The 17,338-nt window shown below is 69.7% G+C and carries 18 protein-coding genes and 3 tRNA genes; 8 read left to right on the top strand and 13 right to left on the bottom strand.

Going from position 1 to position 17,338, the window contains the following annotated elements:
• Positions 1-15 precede the first annotated feature (15 nt).
• The 4 genes from U5K29_00655 to U5K29_00640 all read right to left on the bottom strand — a co-directional run bounded on the left by U5K29_00655 (position 16) and on the right by U5K29_00640 (position 3,212).
• Positions 16-780: a hypothetical protein gene (locus tag U5K29_00655; GenBank protein ID MDZ7677044.1), complete on the bottom strand. Its 765-nt coding sequence runs from the start codon at positions 778-780 to the stop codon at positions 16-18.
• Positions 746-1,174 carry a hypothetical protein gene (locus tag U5K29_00650; GenBank protein MDZ7677043.1) on the bottom strand — a complete coding sequence of 143 codons (429 nt, stop codon included), beginning with the start codon at positions 1,172-1,174 and terminating at the stop codon, positions 746-748. Before U5K29_00650 ends, U5K29_00655 begins: the two co-directional genes overlap by 35 nt.
• Positions 1,175-1,815: 641 nt before the next feature.
• Positions 1,816-2,931, bottom strand: a complete 1,116-nt coding sequence (locus U5K29_00645; GenBank protein MDZ7677042.1) for an AAA family ATPase — start codon at positions 2,929-2,931, stop codon at positions 1,816-1,818.
• On the bottom strand, positions 2,928-3,212 hold the full coding sequence (locus U5K29_00640) for a hypothetical protein (GenBank protein ID MDZ7677041.1): 285 nt from the start codon (positions 3,210-3,212) through the stop codon (positions 2,928-2,930). The genes U5K29_00645 and U5K29_00640 overlap by 4 nt, the downstream gene beginning before the upstream one ends.
• Positions 3,213-3,349: 137 nt before the next feature.
• On the opposite strand from U5K29_00640, the gene U5K29_00635 reads away from it, so the two are divergent.
• Positions 3,350-3,598 carry a hypothetical protein gene (locus U5K29_00635; protein MDZ7677040.1) on the top strand — a complete coding sequence of 83 codons (249 nt, stop codon included), beginning with the start codon at positions 3,350-3,352 and terminating at the stop codon, positions 3,596-3,598.
• Between the two features lie 74 nt (positions 3,599-3,672).
• Here U5K29_00635 and U5K29_00630 read toward each other — a convergent pair whose 3' ends face one another.
• The 6 genes from U5K29_00630 to U5K29_00605 all read right to left on the bottom strand — a co-directional run bounded on the left by U5K29_00630 (position 3,673) and on the right by U5K29_00605 (position 6,971).
• Positions 3,673-3,885: a hypothetical protein gene (locus U5K29_00630; protein MDZ7677039.1), complete on the bottom strand. Its 213-nt coding sequence runs from the start codon at positions 3,883-3,885 to the stop codon at positions 3,673-3,675.
• Positions 3,886-4,031: 146 nt separating this feature from the next.
• Positions 4,032-4,565, bottom strand: coding sequence for a hypothetical protein (locus U5K29_00625; GenBank protein MDZ7677038.1), 534 nt, complete (start codon positions 4,563-4,565; stop codon positions 4,032-4,034).
• The gene (locus U5K29_00620) at positions 4,562-5,485 is read right to left on the bottom strand and encodes a tyrosine-type recombinase/integrase (protein ID MDZ7677037.1); all 924 of its coding nucleotides are present in this window, start codon (positions 5,483-5,485) and stop codon (positions 4,562-4,564) included. The genes U5K29_00625 and U5K29_00620 overlap by 4 nt, the downstream gene beginning before the upstream one ends.
• A 116-nt stretch (positions 5,486-5,601) precedes the next feature.
• A tRNA-Val gene (locus U5K29_00615) sits at positions 5,602-5,675 on the bottom strand.
• 15 nt (positions 5,676-5,690) lie between these two features.
• Positions 5,691-6,170, bottom strand: a complete 480-nt coding sequence (locus U5K29_00610) for an NUDIX hydrolase (protein MDZ7677036.1) — start codon at positions 6,168-6,170, stop codon at positions 5,691-5,693.
• Positions 6,171-6,218: 48 nt separating this feature from the next.
• Complete coding sequence (locus tag U5K29_00605; protein ID MDZ7677035.1) at positions 6,219-6,971, bottom strand: inositol monophosphatase; 753 nt, start codon at positions 6,969-6,971, stop codon at positions 6,219-6,221.
• Positions 6,972-7,019: 48 nt separating this feature from the next.
• On the opposite strand from U5K29_00605, the gene U5K29_00600 reads away from it, so the two are divergent.
• Complete coding sequence (locus tag U5K29_00600) at positions 7,020-7,580, top strand: hypothetical protein (GenBank protein ID MDZ7677034.1); 561 nt, start codon at positions 7,020-7,022, stop codon at positions 7,578-7,580.
• 16 nt (positions 7,581-7,596) lie between these two features.
• On the opposite strand, the gene U5K29_00595 is transcribed toward U5K29_00600, so the two are convergent.
• Entirely contained in the window at positions 7,597-8,481 is an 885-nt protein-coding gene (locus tag U5K29_00595) for a diguanylate cyclase (protein ID MDZ7677033.1), read from the bottom strand.
• A 66-nt stretch (positions 8,482-8,547) separates the two neighbouring features.
• Between U5K29_00595 and U5K29_00590 the strand changes: the two genes are divergently transcribed.
• The 5 genes from U5K29_00590 (at position 8,548) to U5K29_00570 (ending at position 13,646) form a co-directional block, all read left to right on the top strand.
• A tRNA-Asn gene (locus tag U5K29_00590) sits at positions 8,548-8,620 on the top strand.
• A 12-nt stretch (positions 8,621-8,632) separates the two neighbouring features.
• A tRNA-Ile gene (locus U5K29_00585) sits at positions 8,633-8,705 on the top strand.
• Positions 8,706-8,762: 57 nt separating this feature from the next.
• Complete coding sequence (locus U5K29_00580) at positions 8,763-9,482, top strand: DUF2510 domain-containing protein (GenBank protein MDZ7677032.1); 720 nt, start codon at positions 8,763-8,765, stop codon at positions 9,480-9,482.
• Between the two features lie 105 nt (positions 9,483-9,587).
• Entirely contained in the window at positions 9,588-12,371 is a 2,784-nt protein-coding gene (locus tag U5K29_00575) for an EAL domain-containing protein (protein MDZ7677031.1), read from the top strand.
• Positions 12,372-12,425: 54 nt separating this feature from the next.
• Positions 12,426-13,646, top strand: coding sequence for a geranylgeranyl reductase family protein (locus U5K29_00570; protein ID MDZ7677030.1), 1,221 nt, complete (start codon positions 12,426-12,428; stop codon positions 13,644-13,646).
• A 6-nt stretch (positions 13,647-13,652) separates the two neighbouring features.
• Here the strand turns inward: U5K29_00570 and rpoD are convergent, their stop codons facing one another.
• Positions 13,653-14,993: an RNA polymerase sigma factor RpoD gene (gene rpoD / locus U5K29_00565; GenBank protein ID MDZ7677029.1), complete on the bottom strand. Its 1,341-nt coding sequence runs from the start codon at positions 14,991-14,993 to the stop codon at positions 13,653-13,655.
• Positions 14,994-15,010: 17 nt separating this feature from the next.
• A complete protein-coding gene (gene dnaG, locus U5K29_00560; GenBank protein MDZ7677028.1) occupies positions 15,011-16,789 on the bottom strand; it encodes a DNA primase in 1,779 nt (592 codons plus the stop codon).
• Positions 16,790-16,921: 132 nt separating this feature from the next.
• Here dnaG and U5K29_00555 point away from each other — a divergent pair, with 132 nt between their 5' ends.
• On the top strand, positions 16,922-17,335 hold the full coding sequence (locus U5K29_00555; protein MDZ7677027.1) for a hypothetical protein: 414 nt from the start codon (positions 16,922-16,924) through the stop codon (positions 17,333-17,335).
• The last annotated feature ends 3 nt before the right edge of the window (positions 17,336-17,338 follow it).

The raw sequence follows: 17,338 nt of genomic DNA, 5'->3' as shown, positions 1-17,338 counted from the left end.
CAAGCCTGGGCGTGGTCACGCTGCGAGCCTCATGGACGCGCCGTCAAGGCGGGCCTTGATCCAGTGGTCGAGCGCCGAGACTGCCCCGAGCATCCCCTTCGGGGACTCGAGGGTCTCCAACACCCGGTGCATGGCCCGTGCCTCTTCGAGGTCATCGCCAACGGCGGCGACGATCCGCGGCAGGCGGTTGCTCCACCCGGCCAGCTCCGCCCCGCGTGACTCGAGGTAGCGCTTCGCCCACGGCGTGGCCACCAGGAACCACCTCGACAGAGCATCGCCCTCGTCGTTGGCTTCGCGCACCATGGCCTCCATGCGCTCGGGTACCTCGTTCGCGCTCAGGCGGTCGAGAACCATCGCCACATCCGAGCGCAGGTTTGCCAGAGCCGCCTCCTGGGCGGCATCAGCCGGTTGGGGTCGCGGCGGCAACATCGTCGCCCGCAGTCGTTCCGCAGACGCGTCCACAAGCTGGCGGATCTCCTCTGCCGCTTCACGGGCGTTGCCGCCCTCGGACGCGACAACCTCGCGGGTCGCGTCGGCGCGTGCTTCGTCGGTGAGGCGCTGGTTGTGGTGGATCTGTCGTGCCCGCTCATCGGCCGCGTCGACCGCAGCCTCGGCCGTGGACCACAGCCCCACGGCCCGGCGGTAGTTCCGCTGCAGGACAAGCTGGGTGCTGCGGTAGCGGCTGTTCTGCAACCGCCCATCGGGAATCGAGGAGTCCCAGGCGAGGAATCCCCGCACCACCACGTCACGCAACATCAGGGTCGGTTCTTGGCTCGGCATCTCGATGTGTCTCCTTGGTGAGAAATCTGACCGGTATCAACCAGTCCCGGCCATGACGTTGAGCCCCCGGGATCGTCCCGTTGGCCGCCTTGCGGCGCACCGTTCGTGGGTGGGACCCGATGACCTCGGCCGCCATGGCCGACGACACAAACGATGACGGTTCCGGCACCTCGCGAGCGACGAACTGTCCGCGAGAGGACATACCTGCCCGGGCGATCACACCGAGCACGTCGATCAACTCCTCCGCCTCAGGCAGCGGAGCATGACGGCGCTGCAGGTGCTGGCGGTAGGCCCGATCCACCAACTCCGCCACCGTCCGGGCCGCGTCGGGTTCGACCACCAACACCGGCACACCACCCGACACCCGCACGTCGACCATCCGACGCCTCAACACCGGCCGGGCTCCCCCTCAACGTCCTCAAAACGCCCGAAACAGCCCGTCATCGCCATCAAATGTCCGAACCTTTGAACCCGTACAACCTGCGAAGACGCTCCCGGCCCGGTCTTGGGCCCTGGGGAGGGGACCCCCCGGTGGGGGGTCACAGCCCGGCCCACGCTTCGATCGCCGATGCGAGATCGGTGACCCGGAGGGGGTCGTCCTTGCGGCGACAGCCCGACGACAGCGTGGGTCCGCAGCTCGGTGGTCGTCGCCTCGGCGTCGGGCTCGGGGAGTCCCCCGTCCCTACCTACCCACCTACCGGCCTCGTCGTTGGCCTGGATCGCTTCGAGCTTGGTTCGCAGCTCGGAGGCGAGGGTGGAGGTACGGGCCCGGCCGCGAGCGGTGTCGGCGGCGAGGGTGGTCAGCCCGCTCACCGGATGCCTCCCCCGACCGCGACCACCGATCGCAGCGCTACCAGGTGCGAGCAGCCCGGTCCGCGGTGCGGGCACGAGCAATGCCAGTCGCCCAACTCGAATCCGAGCTTGTAGACGTGACCCTCGCCGCGAGCCCGGGCTTCGACGACGCCACGCGGCTCGAGCCGCGTGACAATCAGTCGCCCTTCGGTGAGCAGGCGGTGGGCCTTCGTGCGTGCGGTTTCACGAGGCATCGGGACCCCCAGTGGGGGTGTTGGAAGTGTTGAGTTGTGGAAAGTCGAGGACCTTCGTTTCCAACAACTCAACACTTCCAACAGGGGTATAGAGGCCCCGGCTCGCCCGTTGGATGCGCCCGGCGTCGGCCAGTCGGCCCAGGTAGGTTCCCGCTGCCTTGTCGCCCATCTCGAAGGTGGTGGCCACCTCGCGGGCCCGCACACCGTCGGGGTGTTCGGCCACATAGGTGACGATCTCAGCGGAGCGGTCACCGATCCCCGAGGCGGCACGTTGCTGTGCAGCTCGGGCCGCAGCATCGGCCAGGGTGCGGCCTTGGGTCGACCAGGTGCCGGTAGTGCCGTCGAAGCGGACCGCGTACTCACCTTCGCCCACGTCTCGGCCGGTGACCGCGATGGTCCCCTCATCGGCGTGACGGTCACGGGCCAGGACGATGATCGTGTCCGCAGCACCGGCCAGCCCGTTGGTGCCCGACACTCGCTCGACGAAGTCCTCGGACTGCGCTTTGCGGTCGTGGTGGTTCACCAGCAGCGCGGAGCCGGGGTGATGGTCGACCAGGCGTTTGAGCGCGGACCCGACCCGATAGTCGCGGCCGTAGCTCGATTCGCCCATGAGCGCCGGAGGCATGACCTTGCCCAACGTGTCCAAGATGACCAGCGGCGAGGTGTCGGGGTGGCAGTCGAGCCACGCATCAATCGTGGCGAGCACCGATCCCGGTTCGATGCGGGTCAAGTAGGTGAACCCCTCGGGGATGGCCTCGCCTTCGAGCAGGGTCCGACAGCGGTCCTGTAGACGGCGGTCGCCGTCCTCGAGCGCGAGGTACAGCACCGGGCGCGACTCGACGGTCTCGCCCAGCATCCGGCCGCCCGAGGCGACCGCGAGTGCCAGGGCGAGCACGAACCAGGACTTGCCGACCTTCGGGGGTCCTACCAGCAGGTTGGAGCCTTCGGGGATGATGCCGGGAAGGTGCCACCGCAGTGGTGGGAACTCCTGGGCGTCGAGCCAGGTACCGTCACGGAGCCCGGACAACAGCTTGATGGTCTCGTCCTCGTCGGGGTCGGTGCCGTTGAGGATCGCGGTCTGGCGGAGGGTGTCGAGGATGCTCACTCGATCACCTCCTCGAACCGCTCAGCGAGTGCACGAGCACGGGCCTCGACCCACCGGGCCACGTCGGGCTCGGCCCGGTCCAACAGGTCGGCGAGGCGGCGGTACCGGCGTGCGGCCGGCGCGAGCCGGTAGGCATGCAAGTCCTCGGCCGCTGCGGCGGCCTCATCCAGCGCTCGGCGCAACAGCAGCGACACGGCCTCGTCGAGTAGCCCGTCAGGCTCCACCATGATGGGTAGTCCGGTGACGTGACAGGTCGTCGGGATCGTCAGGTGATCGCTCACTCGACCACCTCCCACACGACGGCCCCGACCCCTCGACGGGTCGGGCGGGTCCGGCCGGTGTCACGCACCAGACCAGCGGCCACCAGATCACCCCTTCGCTTCGACCATGAGCCGAGCAGCTCGTCAGGATGACGGGCGTGCCCCTCGTCGTCGGTCGATGGGCCGTGCTCGGCCAGGTCGGCCAGGATCAGGCGGGCGAGACGCGACCGCGGGCCGCGGTCAGCTTGTCGCGCAGCGGCCCGGCTCGTCTCGTGGTCATCGGGTCGTGCGTCGTCGATGCGGTGGCAGTTGCGGCACTCGGGGAGTACACCGCGGTGGTCGCGCTCGACGGTGCCGGTTCGGCACCGCCAGCAGGGGGCCTCGATCGGCTCGGGGTCACCCCATAGTGGTACCGGGTGGGGTATGCTGTCGCTGTGCCGTGCGACGGTTTGGGCCTCCCCCCTGGGGAGGTCCTGCCGCGTCACGCCGCCCCCTTGGCTTGGCGGCGGGCCTTGGCTGACCTGAGGGCGAGGTCAGCGAAGTACGCCTTTCGGGCGTGTTCGGCTCGGCGGGCTCGTTCCTCGGGCGTGAGCGCCCCATCGGGGTCGACTTCGGCTTCGAAGCGCTCCAGAAACGCGGCACGGGCCGGTTCGGTGTTAGTGCCGCCACCAGCGTGGAGCTTGTGGGCGGCCATCCTCGCTCGGAGAGAGCGTTCGTTCGGTGTGAGGGCAGGCAAGGCAGGCCTCCTAGGAGGTCCCGCTTGCCATCGGGGAGCAGCCTTGCCCGGCCGGATCAGTTGTCAGCCAACCTACCAGCGCTGTGCTATCGGGTGGTGGACCGCTACACGGCCCGGTACTCGCGGGTGACGAGAACCTGCCTGCGCCGTGCACTGTGGGCATCCGCCACCAAGAACACCCTGTCGTGGTAGCCGCAATCAGCCGTCAGCACCGTCTCCCATCGAGGATCATCCATCGATGAGAGCCAGGCTTCCCACCCTTGGAATCGTGTCGGGTCAGCGACAGCGTTGCGAATGGCCTGCGTGAGTGTCACGGGCCGACCGGGTTCGCCTTCGAGCGGGATGGCGACCCTTCCTAGGCCGTTGGTAAGCGGGCGTCGCTCAACTCGTGCTCGATCCCTTCGTTCCTCGATGGTGCGGCGGGACTCATCCTCCATTCGACGAGGAACGAGGCGTCGCTCACCGACCAGTAAGCGGGTGCCCCCGACCGAGATCACCCGGAGCCCGACGTCGACGCCACACCCCTTCTCGCCGCACTTCACCTCTGCCACGAGCGAGGCTCGGGGATCGCTCTCGACGTGCTCAAGTGCCGGTACCCACTCAACTCCCATCGGTTCCGCGAGGTCGATCTCGATCACAGCCGGTCCCCCGGTGACAGACGCCGGTGGGCGTCGCGGGCCCGCGAGTCCGCACCCGAGGCGCCGTAGCGAGCGAGCATCTGCCGGGCACGCCAACCGGTGAGGCGCATGAGGTCACCTTCGTTGCCACCGGCTTCGAGCCAGCGATGGGCGAAGGTGTGGCGGAACTGGTGAGCGTGGAGCCCGTCGATCCCGGCCTGTCGCCCCCGTCGTTCGAGTATGAGGCGAACCCCTTGGTCGGTGAGTGGCCCGCGGGTGCCGAGCCACAGCCGGGGCGACTCGGTGTAGGGGTGGCGGTCTCGGTGGCGCAGGTACCGGTCGAGGGCCTTGGCGCACTTCGCGCCGAACGGGCACGCTCGGGGCCTCGACCCCTTGCCCATGACCACCGCGACGCGGTTCTCCCAGTCGATGTCGGCCACCGCCAGGTTGGCCAGCTCGCCGCGACGCATGCCGGTGTCGAGCAGCATCATCACGATGGCGGTGTCGCGACGAGCGTCGAAGGTGTCACCGGCGCACGCCTTCAACAACCGGTCGAGGTCGTCGTCGGTGAGGATCGGGACCGGTTCTTCGGGAATGGCCGGGGGCTTGATGTTGGCCATCGGGTCGGCGTCGAGCTCACCCTCGGCGACGAGCCACCCGAAGAACACCCGCAGGCCCTTGTAGCGGGTCTGTGCTGTCGATGGCTTGTTGCGGGCCAACTGGTCGGCCATGAACGCTCGGATCGAGTCGCGGGTCACCTCGGCCACGATGGTGGGATGGTCGTGGTCGCGGCAGAACCGGTCGAACAGGCGCAGCGACGAGGTGTAGCCGTCCACGGTGCGGGGGCTCTTGCGTTCGGCTTCGAGGGCGAGCACGAACGAGGCGGCGAGGCGTCCGATGGAGCCGGGCGACTGGTCGGCGGGGAGCTTGTAGGTGGCCATTCTCGGGATCTTTCAGGGCGAATGTTATGCGCTCTAGCTGCGCTGTGCTAGAGTACCCGATGGAACCGAGCGAGGCGGGGATATGGCCTCTGACCTGCGGATTTGTACCGATCTCGTGGGCGCTGAGGGACTCGAACCCCCGACCCCCTCCTTGTAAGGGAGGTGCTCTCGCCAGCTGAGCTAAGCGCCCCGGAGACGGGTCAGCCTAGTCATGGTGCCGCAACGCCCTCTCGATGGTGGCCAGGGCGACCGCCGTCTCGTCCTGCAGATCGGGGAGCGCATCGGGCTCGAACCACTCGACAGCGACGATCTCGGGACTCGTGGGCGACACCAGCGGCTCGTCGTCGACCGGGCGGGCCCTGAACACCACATCGACCCGGCGCACAACAGGTTCGACCACGACCTGGGCCTCGCCCTCCAGGTCGACGTCGATGCCGATCTCCTCGCGCACCTCTCGTCGGGCGGCGTCACGAGCATCCTCCCGACGGGCCAGCAGGCCACCCGGAAGGCCCCACCGGTTCCGGTACCGGTGCTGGATGAGCGCGATGCGGCCGTCGGCCCGTTCGATGACACAGATGGCCCCGACCGTGTAGGAGGGCGTCAGGGTGCCCACGATCCGGCGGCGAACACGACGTGGAAGCCATCCGAACACCCCGAGCAGGAGCCGATGCACCGCAGCGATCACCTCATGAGCCTACGGCCGGGCCCGACCCATCCCATCGGGATCCGCGCCTCAGAACCCGCCGCGGGCCGCGACCACCTCGTCGAGCAGCTCGGTCGTGCAGGCGGCGACCGGGGTTCGGCGGGCGTCGTGGGCGAGCACCACGAGTGACCGTCCATGCGCATCGCGCACCGCGACCCCGGCCTCCTCGCACACCAGCAGTGCCCCGAGGTAGTCCCAGGATCCGTGCGCATCGACGCTGCAGTCCACGAAGGCGTCGAGCGTGCCGTCGGCGACCGCACACAGGTCGAGCGCCGCCGCACCCAGAGCCCGGAACTGGCGCCATCCCAGGTGCCGAGGCGGCAGGCCCGACAGTCCGACGAAGGCATCGTCGAGGGAGGTGGCGACGCCGGGGGCGATGGAGCCGCCGTCGAGCGTCGCTCCCCCGCCGCGCTGGGCCCGGTACCACCGGTCGTGCGCCAGGTCGACCACCACCGCCGCCAACGGCCCGTCGGCGTCGACCGCGCAGAGACTGGTCGCGTACCACGGGACCCCATGGGCGGCGTTGGTCGAACCATCGAGGGGATCGAGGACCACGACGACGTCCCGCCCCGGATGGTGCAGACCGCTCTCCTCGCTGAGCACCCCGACACCGGCGTCGACCAACCTCCGCACCGCCACCTGGTCCGCCTCGACATCGCTGTGGTGCTGGCCGGGCGCGGTCCCCGCCAACCCCCATGCGTCCAGCCTTGCGAGCGATATCTGGACGAGGCCGGCAACCTCGTCCAGCAGCTCGGGGATCGATGCATCCGCGGGGGGCCGCATCGGGCGCAACCTAGCCGAGAGACCACCAATGCTGGCAGTCTTGACGGCGTGGCAGCCATCGATGTTCCCGTCTTCGTCGCCGACCTCAAGGACCACGCCGTGGACCACGGGTTCCACGTCCACGACGAGCGACACTTCGTCGAGACCTATTCCCTGCGCCAGGCCTGGGAGGTCGATCTCCACCCCGAGGAGGCCTGCGGCGGACCGCTTGACCTGCACCTGGCGCTCGAGGTCGACCCCCGGGTCATGCTCGGCTTCGAGGACGCCATCCTCGACCTGCCCGAGACCGACGAGCCACCCGATGTGTGGAACTTCCCGCTGCTGTTCACCTGGGCCATGCCGCCGCTGCCCAAAGGCCCCGACCTGTTGGTGCTGGCCACCGAGCTGGCCGGCATCGGCGGTCCCGATCTCCCTCTCGACGTCTCGGCGATCGACTCCACGGCATCGGCCACCGAGGCCACCGAGCGGAGCCTCTCCATCGTGGGACGGATCGAGGTCTCGCTGACCCGGATCTTTCTCGGACAGGAGCAGCTGTGCGACGTGTTGGACCGCTGCCTCGAGGTGAGCCGCTTCTTGCTCGACCGAGCCCCGGTCTGGCTGGACGAGTAGCGCTCGACCCCAGCGATCAGTCGAGGCGACCGCCGAACGCCAGCTGCGACCCTCCCCGCGCCTTGGCTCGGTACATGGCGGCATCGGCGATCTCGAGGAGTGCACCGGCGGTGTCGGCATCGTCGGGGAGGACGGCGATGCCGATGCTCATCCCGATGAGGTGCTCGGCGCCGTCGACCACATAGGGCTGGGACACCGAGTCGACCACGCGCAGCCCGACGGCCTCGAGCGCGTGGGCCGAGTCGAACTCCTCGACCAGCACCGCGAGCTCGTCACCACCGAGACGGGCCGCCAGATCGATGTCGCGGAGCGCCCTACGTACCCGGTCGGCCACCTCCGCGAGGACGATGTCGCCGGTCGCGTGTCCGTGCCGGTCGTTGACCTCCTTGAACCGGTCGAGGTCGCAGTAGAAGACCGCCAGAGCACGTCCCGAACGGCGTGAGCGGGCGATCGCGTGCTCGAGCTCTGCGGTGAACGCCGCCCGGTTGGCGAGCCCGGTCAGCGCGTCGCTGCGGGCCGCTCGAAGGGTCTCGGCCTCACCACGGCGGCGCTCGGTGACCTCGCGGACGATGCCCAGCACCTCGCCACCGGTGGGGACGATCCTGGCCTCCCACCAGCGCTGCTCGCCGTCGAGGACCAGGTCGTACTCGACGGTGCAGAGCCTCCCCGTGGCGAGCGCCTCCTGGATGCCGGCCATCACCACCTCGGCTTGGGCTGCGGGCATCGCGGTGCGCACCGAACGGCCCGGGATCGAATCCTGGGGCATGGCGCTGGGATGGTCGTCGGGCCGTTCGACGCTGATGAAGGTGCCGTCGGCGGTGATCCGGTAGATGGGATCGGGGATCGCCGCGACGAGGGCGCGGAGCCGTTCGACCTCGTCGCCCAGCTCCTCGTCGCTCACGGGCACGATTCTGCCAGCCCGAGCGGCAGGTCACGACCGCCGGCACTGCTATCCTCACCGCTGCATTCCGGGGTAGCTCAGTCGGCAGAGCAACTGACTGTTAATCAGTAGGTCGTGGGTTCGAGCCCCACCCCCGGAGCTCCCCCCGTCAGGGCCAGTAGCTCAGTGGTCAGAGCAGGCGACTCATAATCGCTCGGTCGCAGGTTCGATCCCTGCCTGGCCCACCGGGTGCAACTAGGGTCACTCATGACGCAGCTACCGTCCGAGGGAGAACCAACGAGATGAGCGCGGCCAACTGGTACCCAGACCCCACCGGGCGCCATGTGCAGCGGTACTTCGACGGCCAACGCTGGACCCCACACGTGGCGGGGGCCGATGGCGGCCAATCCCAGGATCCGGTGCCGGTCGACCCCTCGGTCCCCGCACCGGCCGCGCCACCCACCGCGGCCGCACCAGCACCCCAACAAGCACCACCACCCCAACAAGCACCACCGCCCCAACAAGCACCACCACCCCAACAGAACTGGTCTCCACCGCAGCAGGGCCAGGCCACCCCCGCGACCCCGGCCGCCAGCGGTTCCTCGAACATCGCAGTCGGCGCCGGCCTGATCGTCAGCGCCGTCGGCGCCATCGCCACCCTGCTGGCGATGTTCGCCCTGGACTGGATCGGCGACGGACCGTTCTCCATCGACCGCGCCGACATCGGCGATGCCATCTCGGGCTTCGCCGAAGCCGACTTCACCGTGGTGAGCGAGCTGTTCTTCTCCTTCGGCTGGATCGTGGTGCTCGTCGCGGCCATCGCCGCGCTCCTCGTCCCGTTCGTGCCCGCGCTCAAGCTCCCGGTGGCCCTCGTGTGCGCCATCGGCACGGCCTGGGTGCTGTTCACCCTCTTCGACATCACCGAGAGCGTCGATGAGCTCGCCATCGGCGCCTGGGTCGCGGTGGCCGGTCCCGCCGTCGCCGCGGTCGGTGCGCTCATCTCCAAGCCTGCCTCCCGCTGACCGCTCGACCCACGACATCAGTCCTCATGTGGCGCCGGTGACGGCCGATCGGTAGAGGGAACCCCCTCGGACAGTCGAACACGCCGGTGTTGCCGGCGGAGCACGATGGACAACGGTCGGCGCATCCCCGATGACGCGCACAGCGTGGCTACCGCCGTGGCCACCGCGCTGCACCGGCCCCTCGTGGTGGCCTGGCGGTTGCATGACTCGGACCACCTCGACGTGGTCGGTCCGCTGGTCGAGCCCACGATCCTCGAGCCGGTGGCAGCCACGCTTCGCTCCGAGATCGACACCTTCAACGGCGAATCGCGCCGCTTCCGGGTCGGACCACAGGACGAGTGGACCGCCATGGCCGCGACCGCCACCGATGGCGGTACGACCCAGCACCAAGTGGTGGTCGCCGTCCCCGACGGAGTCGACGACCTCACGCTGGAGGCCATCGTCGAGTCGGTCGCTGGCGCCCTGCAGGCCGTCCTGGCCCGACTGTGGTGGCAGACCCTGACCGAGGCCGGGCCAGATGTGGTGGTCGTGCTCGATGCGACGCGCCTCATCACCCATGTCAGCAACTCGGTGCGCGTCGTCCTGGGGTATCGACCGTCCGACCTGATCGGCACCGACGTCACCACCCTGTTGACCCCCGACCACGTACCCGATCTGATCGCCAGCGTCGATCGGCACCTCGGCGAACCCCGCGGCCCGGCGGCACGGGCCGAATCACCACTGCGGGCCCAGGTCCGCCATTCGGACGGCTCGTGGCGCTGGATCGAGACCGTGTCCGCCGACCGGCTCGACGATCCGGTCATCCGAGGCGTGATCCTCACCTGCCGCGACGTCACCGACCTGGTGGAGGCCCACCTCGCGCTCCAGGCGGAGCAGGAACGGATGGGCTTCATCCTGGACAACTCGGTCGACATCATCGCGGTGTTCCGCGGGGACGGCACCGCGGAGTTCGTCACCCCCTCGGTCCAGCGGGTGCTCGGGTGGCCCGTCGAGCAGTTCCTGAGGCGCACCGTGTTCGAACTGATCCACCCCGACGACTTCGAGCAGGTGGCCACCTCCCTCGGCTCCACCTTGCAGGAGCCAGGGGAGCGCCGTGCAGGCCGCTTCCGGTTCCTGCGCCAGGACGGCACCTGGGCGTGGATGGAGGCCAGGTCGATGATCGCCCCCGGCCGCAGCGACGTGGCCGTGGTGTCGGCGCGTGACGTGACCCAGGAGATGGAGGCCCTCGCCCGGGCCAGAGCCGAGGAGGCGCGCTACCGGACCCTGGTCGAGGCGTCGCCACAGGCCATCGTCATCCACCAGGACGGCAACCTCGTGTTCGTCAACCAGGCGGCGGTGGATCTTCTCGGGGCGAACCGTTCCAGCGACCTCATCGGATGGCCGATCGCCCGGTTCTCCTCCACCAGTTCCCAGGTCACCGGGCAGCAGACGGCAGCTCTGGAGCGGGGCGAGATCGTCGGGCCGTTCGAGACCTCGGTGACCCGCCTCGATGGCTCGACCGCCGTGTTGGAGATCACCAGCATCCCGACGACCTGGGATGGGGGCCAGGCGGTGCAGGTGGTGGCGTTCGACATCACCGAGCGGCGCCGGACCGAGTCGCTCCTCGCCCACACGGCCCTCCACGACCCGGTTTCGGGCCTGCCCAACCGCAGCCTGCTCGCCGACCGCATCGACCAGGCCATCCGGCGGGCGCGTCGCACCGGCGAGCGGTCGGCCCTGCTCTTCTGCGATCTCGACCACTTCAAGGTCATCAACGACGCGCTCGGCCACACCGCGGGCGACGAGGTGCTGATGGACGCCGCGCAACGGCTGCGGTCGCTCGTCCGCGAGACCGACACCGTCGCTCGATTCGGCGGCGACGAGTTCGTCGTGCTCTCCCAAGACCTCAGCAACGACGACGACGCCATGCGACTGGTCGCACGGATCCGCGGTGCCTTCGACGAGCCCTTCACGGTGTCGGACACGACCATCCACCTCACGGTGTCGATGGGTGTGGCTACGATCAGCGGCAGAGAGCACCGCGACATGCTGTTGAGCTTGGCCGAGTCGGCGATGTTCGCCGCCAAGGATGCCGGCCGGAACCGATGGGTCATCGCCGACGAGTCGCTGCGAGCACGCACCGGCGACCGGCTCCGCCTCCAGAGCGAGCTGCACGCCAGCCTCGACGCCGGCACCGGCCTGGGACTGCACTTCCAACCCGAGGTAGATCTCGCCACCCGTCACACCATCGGGTTCGAAGCACTCCTCCGCTGGACCACGTCGGACGGCACCAACGTGCCACCCGACCGGTTCCTGCCCATCGCCTCCGACGCGGGATTGATGCACCGCATCGGTGGCTTCGTCGTCGCCGAGACGGCCGCGGCGCTCAGCCGGATCCCCCCGACGCTCTCCGACGCCTGGATCGCCATCAACGCCGCCCCCGAGGAGCTCGAGCACCCCGACTTCGCGTCCCAGATCCAACAGGCGCTGGACCTGGCCGGCATCGATCCCCACCGGTTGTGCCTCGAGATCACCGAGCACAGCATCATGCGTGACCCACCGGGAGTCGCGACCGCGCTGCAACCCCTGCGCAACCGGGGAGTGGCCATCGCCATCGACGACTTCGGCACCGGCTACTCGTCGCTCGCCTACCTCGCCCGGTTCCAGCCCGAGTTCTTGAAGATCGACCGGTCGTTCACTGCCGACGCCGTTGGCCGGCACGACCAGCGGTCGATCATCGAAGCCGTGCTGCACCTGTCCGAGTCCCTCGGGATCACCAGCATCGCCGAAGGGATCGAGACCGAGGAGCAGGCCGATCTGTTGCTCGATCTGGGCTGCGATCTGGGTCAGGGCTGGTTCTTCGGCCGTCCCACCGACATCGACACCGCCTTCGAGCAGGCGCCGCGCTAACCGATCGATCGCTTCGAGTCGCGATCGGTCGGGCTTTTCGGGCAGGCTTGGTCCGTGGAGCACCGAGACATCGTCGTGATCGGCGCCGGGCCCGCGGGATCTGCCGCGGCCATCAGGGCCGCGCGTGGCGGTGCCTCGGTGGCGGTCTTCGAGAAGGGCGCCTACGGGCGCGACAAGGTCTGTGGGGACGGGCTCACCCCTCGTGCCGTCGGCGCGCTGCACGAGTTGAAGGTCGAACCAGCTGCCGCCCACCGGATCGACGGTCTGCGGATGATCGCCGGCCGCACCACCCGCGAGCTGGCGTGGCCGGCCTCGTCGCGATTTCCCGCCCATGGGGCGGTGATGCCACGACGGGCGCTGGACGCCCACCTGGCCGATGCCGCCACCGAGGCGGGCGCGGAGATCCACTGGTCGACCACGGCCTCGCCCGTGATCGACCCCCGCGGGCGGGTCTGTGGCGTCGAGGCCGATGGACGGCAGTGGTCGGCCGACCTGGTGATCCTCGCCGCCGGTGCACCCGGGGCCGCGGCCCGAGTGCTCGGTGCCGGCCGCGCACAGGATGAACCGTTCGGCCTCGCCATCCGCACCTACGTTCCCTCACCGCGCCATGCGGAGCGACACCTCGAGGCGTGCCTGACCCTCACCGACACCCACGGGGTCGCCGTCCCCGGCTACGGGTGGATGTTCCCCGCCGGTGACGGCACCGTGAACGTCGGGGTCGGAGCGCTGTCGACCATGAACGGCTTCACCCGCCTCAACCTCAACCGGTTGCTCGACTCGTACCTGGCCTCGGTGCACGAACCGTGGGAGCTCGGCGAGCCGCTGGAGCGCCCCCGCGCCTGGCGTCTCCCCATGGCAACCCAGCGTCGCCACGGTCCTGGCTGGGTCGCCATCGGCGATGCGGCAGGACTGGTGAACCCCATGAACGGCGAGGGGATCGACTACGGCCTCGAGTCGGGGATCCTGGCCGCCGACCTGTTCCTCGACGATCCGGGCACCGCGCCGGACCGCTACGACCACGAGATCAGCGACCGCTTCGATGCGTTCCTTCGCACCGGTCGCCGGTTCAGCTTCCTGATCGGCCATCCGCGGATCCTGCGAGCTGGGCTTCGGGTGGCGGTCGGCAGCCAGCTCACCGCGGACATCACCCTGGCGGTGATGGGCAACCTGGTCGACTCCGACAGCCCGGGGGCATCGGGCCGGGTGCTGCGGGTCGCCGACCGTGCCCTGGCCGCAGCCGATCCACTGCTGCGCCGGACCCGGGCTCGGCGCTGAAGGCCGCTACTCGCTGTCGAGGTAGTCGCGCAGCTTCTGGCTCCGGTGGGGGTGGCGCAGCTTGGCGAGGGTCTTGGACTCGATCTGGCGGATGCGTTCGCGGGTGACCCCGAACTCACGGCCCACCTCCTCGAGTGTGCGCGCCTGACCGTCCTCGAGGCCGAACCGCAAGCGGACGACCTGCTTCTCGCGTTCGCTGAGATCGTCGAGCGCGGCGAGGACGGCCTCGTTGAGCATCCGCTTGGCCGCCATCTCGGCCGGGGCCTCGGCCTGAAGGTCTTCGATGAAGTCGGCCAGGTTGGAGTCGTCCTCCTCGCCGACCGGTGAGTCGAGCGACAACGGGTCCTGGGAGATGCGCAGGATCTCCCGCACCCGCTGGGGGGTCATGTCGACCTTCTCGGCCAGCTCGTCGACGGTGGGCTCACGCTCGAGCTCCTGGAGCATCTGGCGCTGCACCCGCACCACCTTGTTGATGGATTCGACCATGTGCACGGGGATGCGAATGGTGCGGGCCTGGTCGGCGATGGCGCGGGTGATGGCCTGACGGATCCACCAGGTGGCGTAGGTGGAGAACTTGAAGCCCTTGGTGTAGTCGAACTTCTCGACCGCACGCATGAGCCCGAGGTTGCCCTCCTGGATGAGATCGAGCAGCAGCATCCCCCGACCGACGTAGCGCTTGGCGATCGACACCACGAGCCGTAGGTTGGCCTGGGTGAGCGCCTCGCGGGCGGCGTCGCCGTCCTTGACGGCGCGCAGCAGTCGCCGGCGCTCGGCCCCAGCCAGCGGAACGGTGCTGGGGTCGTCCTCGGCAGCGGCGAGCTGCTCGCGGGCCAGGAGGCCGGCTTCGATGCGCTTGGCCAGGGCGACCTCTTCGGGGCCGGTGAGCAGCGGCACCCGGCCGATCTCTTTGAGGTAGAGCCGAACCGAGTCCGAGCTGCCACCAGCGCTGTCGGACGGGACCGGGATGCGCAAGGGCCGCTGGGCGACGCGGGTGGCCACGGCGGCGACGGGCTCGGTGTCGCGCTCCTCGGGTTCGGGGCGGCCGGCATCGGCGACCGGCGGGAACCCACCCGACGTCTCGTCTGGTGCGGTGGTGCCGTTGCCGCCGACGGCGTGGGCCGGGACACCACTGAGCGGCTCGTCGGGGTCGAGCTCGTCGACGCTCTCGTCGATGGTGATGCCCACCCCTCGGAAGTAGCCACGGATGCGCGTGATGTTGTCGGGCGTCGGGTCGACATCCTTGAACACCATCATCACTTCGTCGCTGGTGAGCATCCCGCGAGACCGGCCCCGCTCTGTCAATCGCTGCAGATCGTCCGGGGGGACCTCGGCCCACGGGGAGCTCACTTGCGTACGATCGTTCATCACTCCCCTATGGCCCGTTGCCGATGCCAGGCTAGCAACTGGTCCAGCGGTCTCCGGTCCGCGTGCGGGTCCCGCAGCTCCATGAGCCGCTCCTTGAGCCACTGCAGCGTCGGGGCGTAGTCGGCCACATCGTCGGCTTGGCGGGCATCGGCCTCGACCTGGCCGATGGCCCGGCGGGTGGCCTCCTCGACCAGCCGGGTGGCCACGTCGGTGGCATCGGCCTCGGACTCCTGAACCGCGAGCCGCTGGAGCAGGTCGGCGGTGGCGGGGTCGGCCTCGGCGATGAGGTCCCGGAGCTCGCCGCCGCTGACGAGCGCCCGATAGGCGCCCAGGTGCAGCTCGTCGTCGAAGAGGCACTCGTCGAGCAGATCCGCGATCTCAGCGGGTCGGTGGGTGAGCACCCGCAACGACTCCAACGCCGGGGTGTTGCGCGGGGGACCGGAGCTGACCACCGGGCGGCTCCCCTCCCCTCCGGTCGCTTGGCGCTGCGGCCTCCGGGGGCGTCGCCCGCCTCGCAACTGGTCGCGCAACCGGTCGACATCGATCCGGCAGCGATCGGCGATGGTCATGAGGTACTGGTCGCGCACCAGGTCGCTGGGATGCTCGGCCACGACGTCGAGGGCGGCTTCGGCCCCCCGGGCCCGACCCTCGGGCGCGGAAAGGTCGGCGCCGGACAGGACCCGCTCGAGCCGGAACCCGAGGAACGAGCGCGCGTCGGCCACCGTGGCCCGCAGCGCGTCGGGGTCGCTGCGCCCGAGCTCACCGGGGTCGACCCCCGCCGGCAGCGCGGCGACGGCGACGTCGACGTCGAAGCGCTGCTCCCACTCGTAGAAGCGTTCGGCGGCGGCCTGACCAGCCGCGTCGGCGTCGAAGGCCAGCACCACCCGCCGGGCGAACTTGCGCAGCACCTGGACGTGGCTCTCGGTGAGGGCGGTACCGCAGGTGGCGACCGCACGGGCGACGCCGGCCTCGGCGAAGGCGATGACGTCGGTGTACCCCTCGCAGATGACCGCCTCGTCGGCGGCGACCATGTCGGACTTCGCCCAGTTCAGGCCATAGAGCACCCGGCTCTTGGCGTAGATGGGCGACTCGTGGGAGTTGATGTACTTGGCCCCCTCGGTGCCGGGCAGGATGCGTCCACCAAAGGCGACGGGATCACCGCCGGCGTCGAAGATGGGGAACAGCACCCGGGCCCGGAACGCGTCCTGTTGCCGGCCGCGCCGGTTGACGAACCCCAGTCCGGCATCGCGGAAGACCTTGTCGGGAACCCCCAGCGCCGACGCGAGCTGGTCCCAGTCGTCGGGTGCCCAGCCGAGCCGGTAGCGCTCGACCGTGTCCTTGGTGAACCCTCTCGACCGCAGGTACGAGCGGGCAGCGCCGGCGTCGGGTGCGGTCATGAGGCGGTCGTGGTACCAGTCGACCGCCCGGCTCATGACCTCGATCAGCTTGGCGCGGTACTTGCGGTGCTCGGACTCGTTCTCGTCGGTGTAGCGGAGCGTGATGCCGGACTTGGCAGCGAGCCACTCGACCGCGCCGACGAAGTCGAGGTGCTCGATCTCTCGCACGAAGCTGATGGCGTCGCCCTTGGCCTGGCAGCCGAAGCAGTAGAAGACCCCCTTCTCGCCGTTGACCGAGAACGAGGGGCTCTTCTCTGAGTGGAACGGGCACAGGCCGGTGAAGCTCCGCCCCACCCGCTTGAGCTGGGTGTACTGACCGGCGATGGCCACCAGGTCGGCCGCTTCGCGGACCGTCGCCACGTCCTCGTCACGGATCCCCACACGCCGAGGCTACCCCCGCCACCGTCGGGGCCGTTCGACTCATTCACGGCGCCGAAGGTCACCACGACGTCGTCGCGGCCGATCACCGCATCGATGTGTGCTGCCCGTGCCCACTCCCTCACCACCATGCCCATGACCGACGCCCACCACCGATCCTCCGATCAGAGCCCGGTGCCGGTGCCGCCGGCGGGCTCGACCTGTCCGGTGTGCCACCGTCCCGATGCCCTGCGGGTGACCCGCACCGACAGCGGGCGGGTGTACCGGTGCCGGCACGCGACGCTCGGCGAGTGCAGCTTCGAGGGCTTCGAACGGCCGTTCCGCCGGCCCCCCGTCGAACGAATGTCGGCTGCGTTCGCCGAGCGGCTCGCCCGCATCGCCGAACGGGTGGTCGACGACTGCCAGGCCGAGGGCCAGGCAACGGCCCGGGTCGACCCCGCGATGGTGACCGCCCTGCGCTCCGCGGTGCGTCAAGCGGCACGCGGCCGCGGTCTGCAGGTCAGGACCAACCACACCGGCGACGGCCGGATCGAGATCCGGGTCGCCTGATCG

This window comes from Acidimicrobiales bacterium (assembly GCA_034521975.1).
In the GTDB taxonomy this organism is placed as follows: Bacteria; Actinomycetota; Acidimicrobiia; order Acidimicrobiales; family SKKL01; genus SKKL01.
Note: the sequence above shows the minus strand (reverse complement) of the source record. Positions and strands in the feature narration are given on the sequence as shown.

Excerpts from the sequence above, each read along its gene's own strand:
- U5K29_00555 (MDZ7677027.1), top strand. The coding sequence starts at position 16,922 with ATGACCGACGCCCACCACCGATCCTCCGATCAGAGCCCGGTGCCGGTG.
- U5K29_00620 (MDZ7677037.1), bottom strand. The coding sequence starts at position 5,485 with ATGGCCACCTACAAGCTCCCCGCCGACCAGTCGCCCGGCTCCATCGGA.
- U5K29_00580 (MDZ7677032.1), top strand. The coding sequence starts at position 8,763 with ATGAGCGCGGCCAACTGGTACCCAGACCCCACCGGGCGCCATGTGCAG.
- U5K29_00655 (MDZ7677044.1), bottom strand. The coding sequence starts at position 780 with ATGCCGAGCCAAGAACCGACCCTGATGTTGCGTGACGTGGTGGTGCGG.
- U5K29_00605 (MDZ7677035.1), bottom strand. The coding sequence starts at position 6,971 with ATGCGGCCCCCCGCGGATGCATCGATCCCCGAGCTGCTGGACGAGGTT.
- U5K29_00575 (MDZ7677031.1), top strand. The coding sequence starts at position 9,588 with ATGGACAACGGTCGGCGCATCCCCGATGACGCGCACAGCGTGGCTACC.
- U5K29_00630 (MDZ7677039.1), bottom strand. The coding sequence starts at position 3,885 with ATGGCCGCCCACAAGCTCCACGCTGGTGGCGGCACTAACACCGAACCG.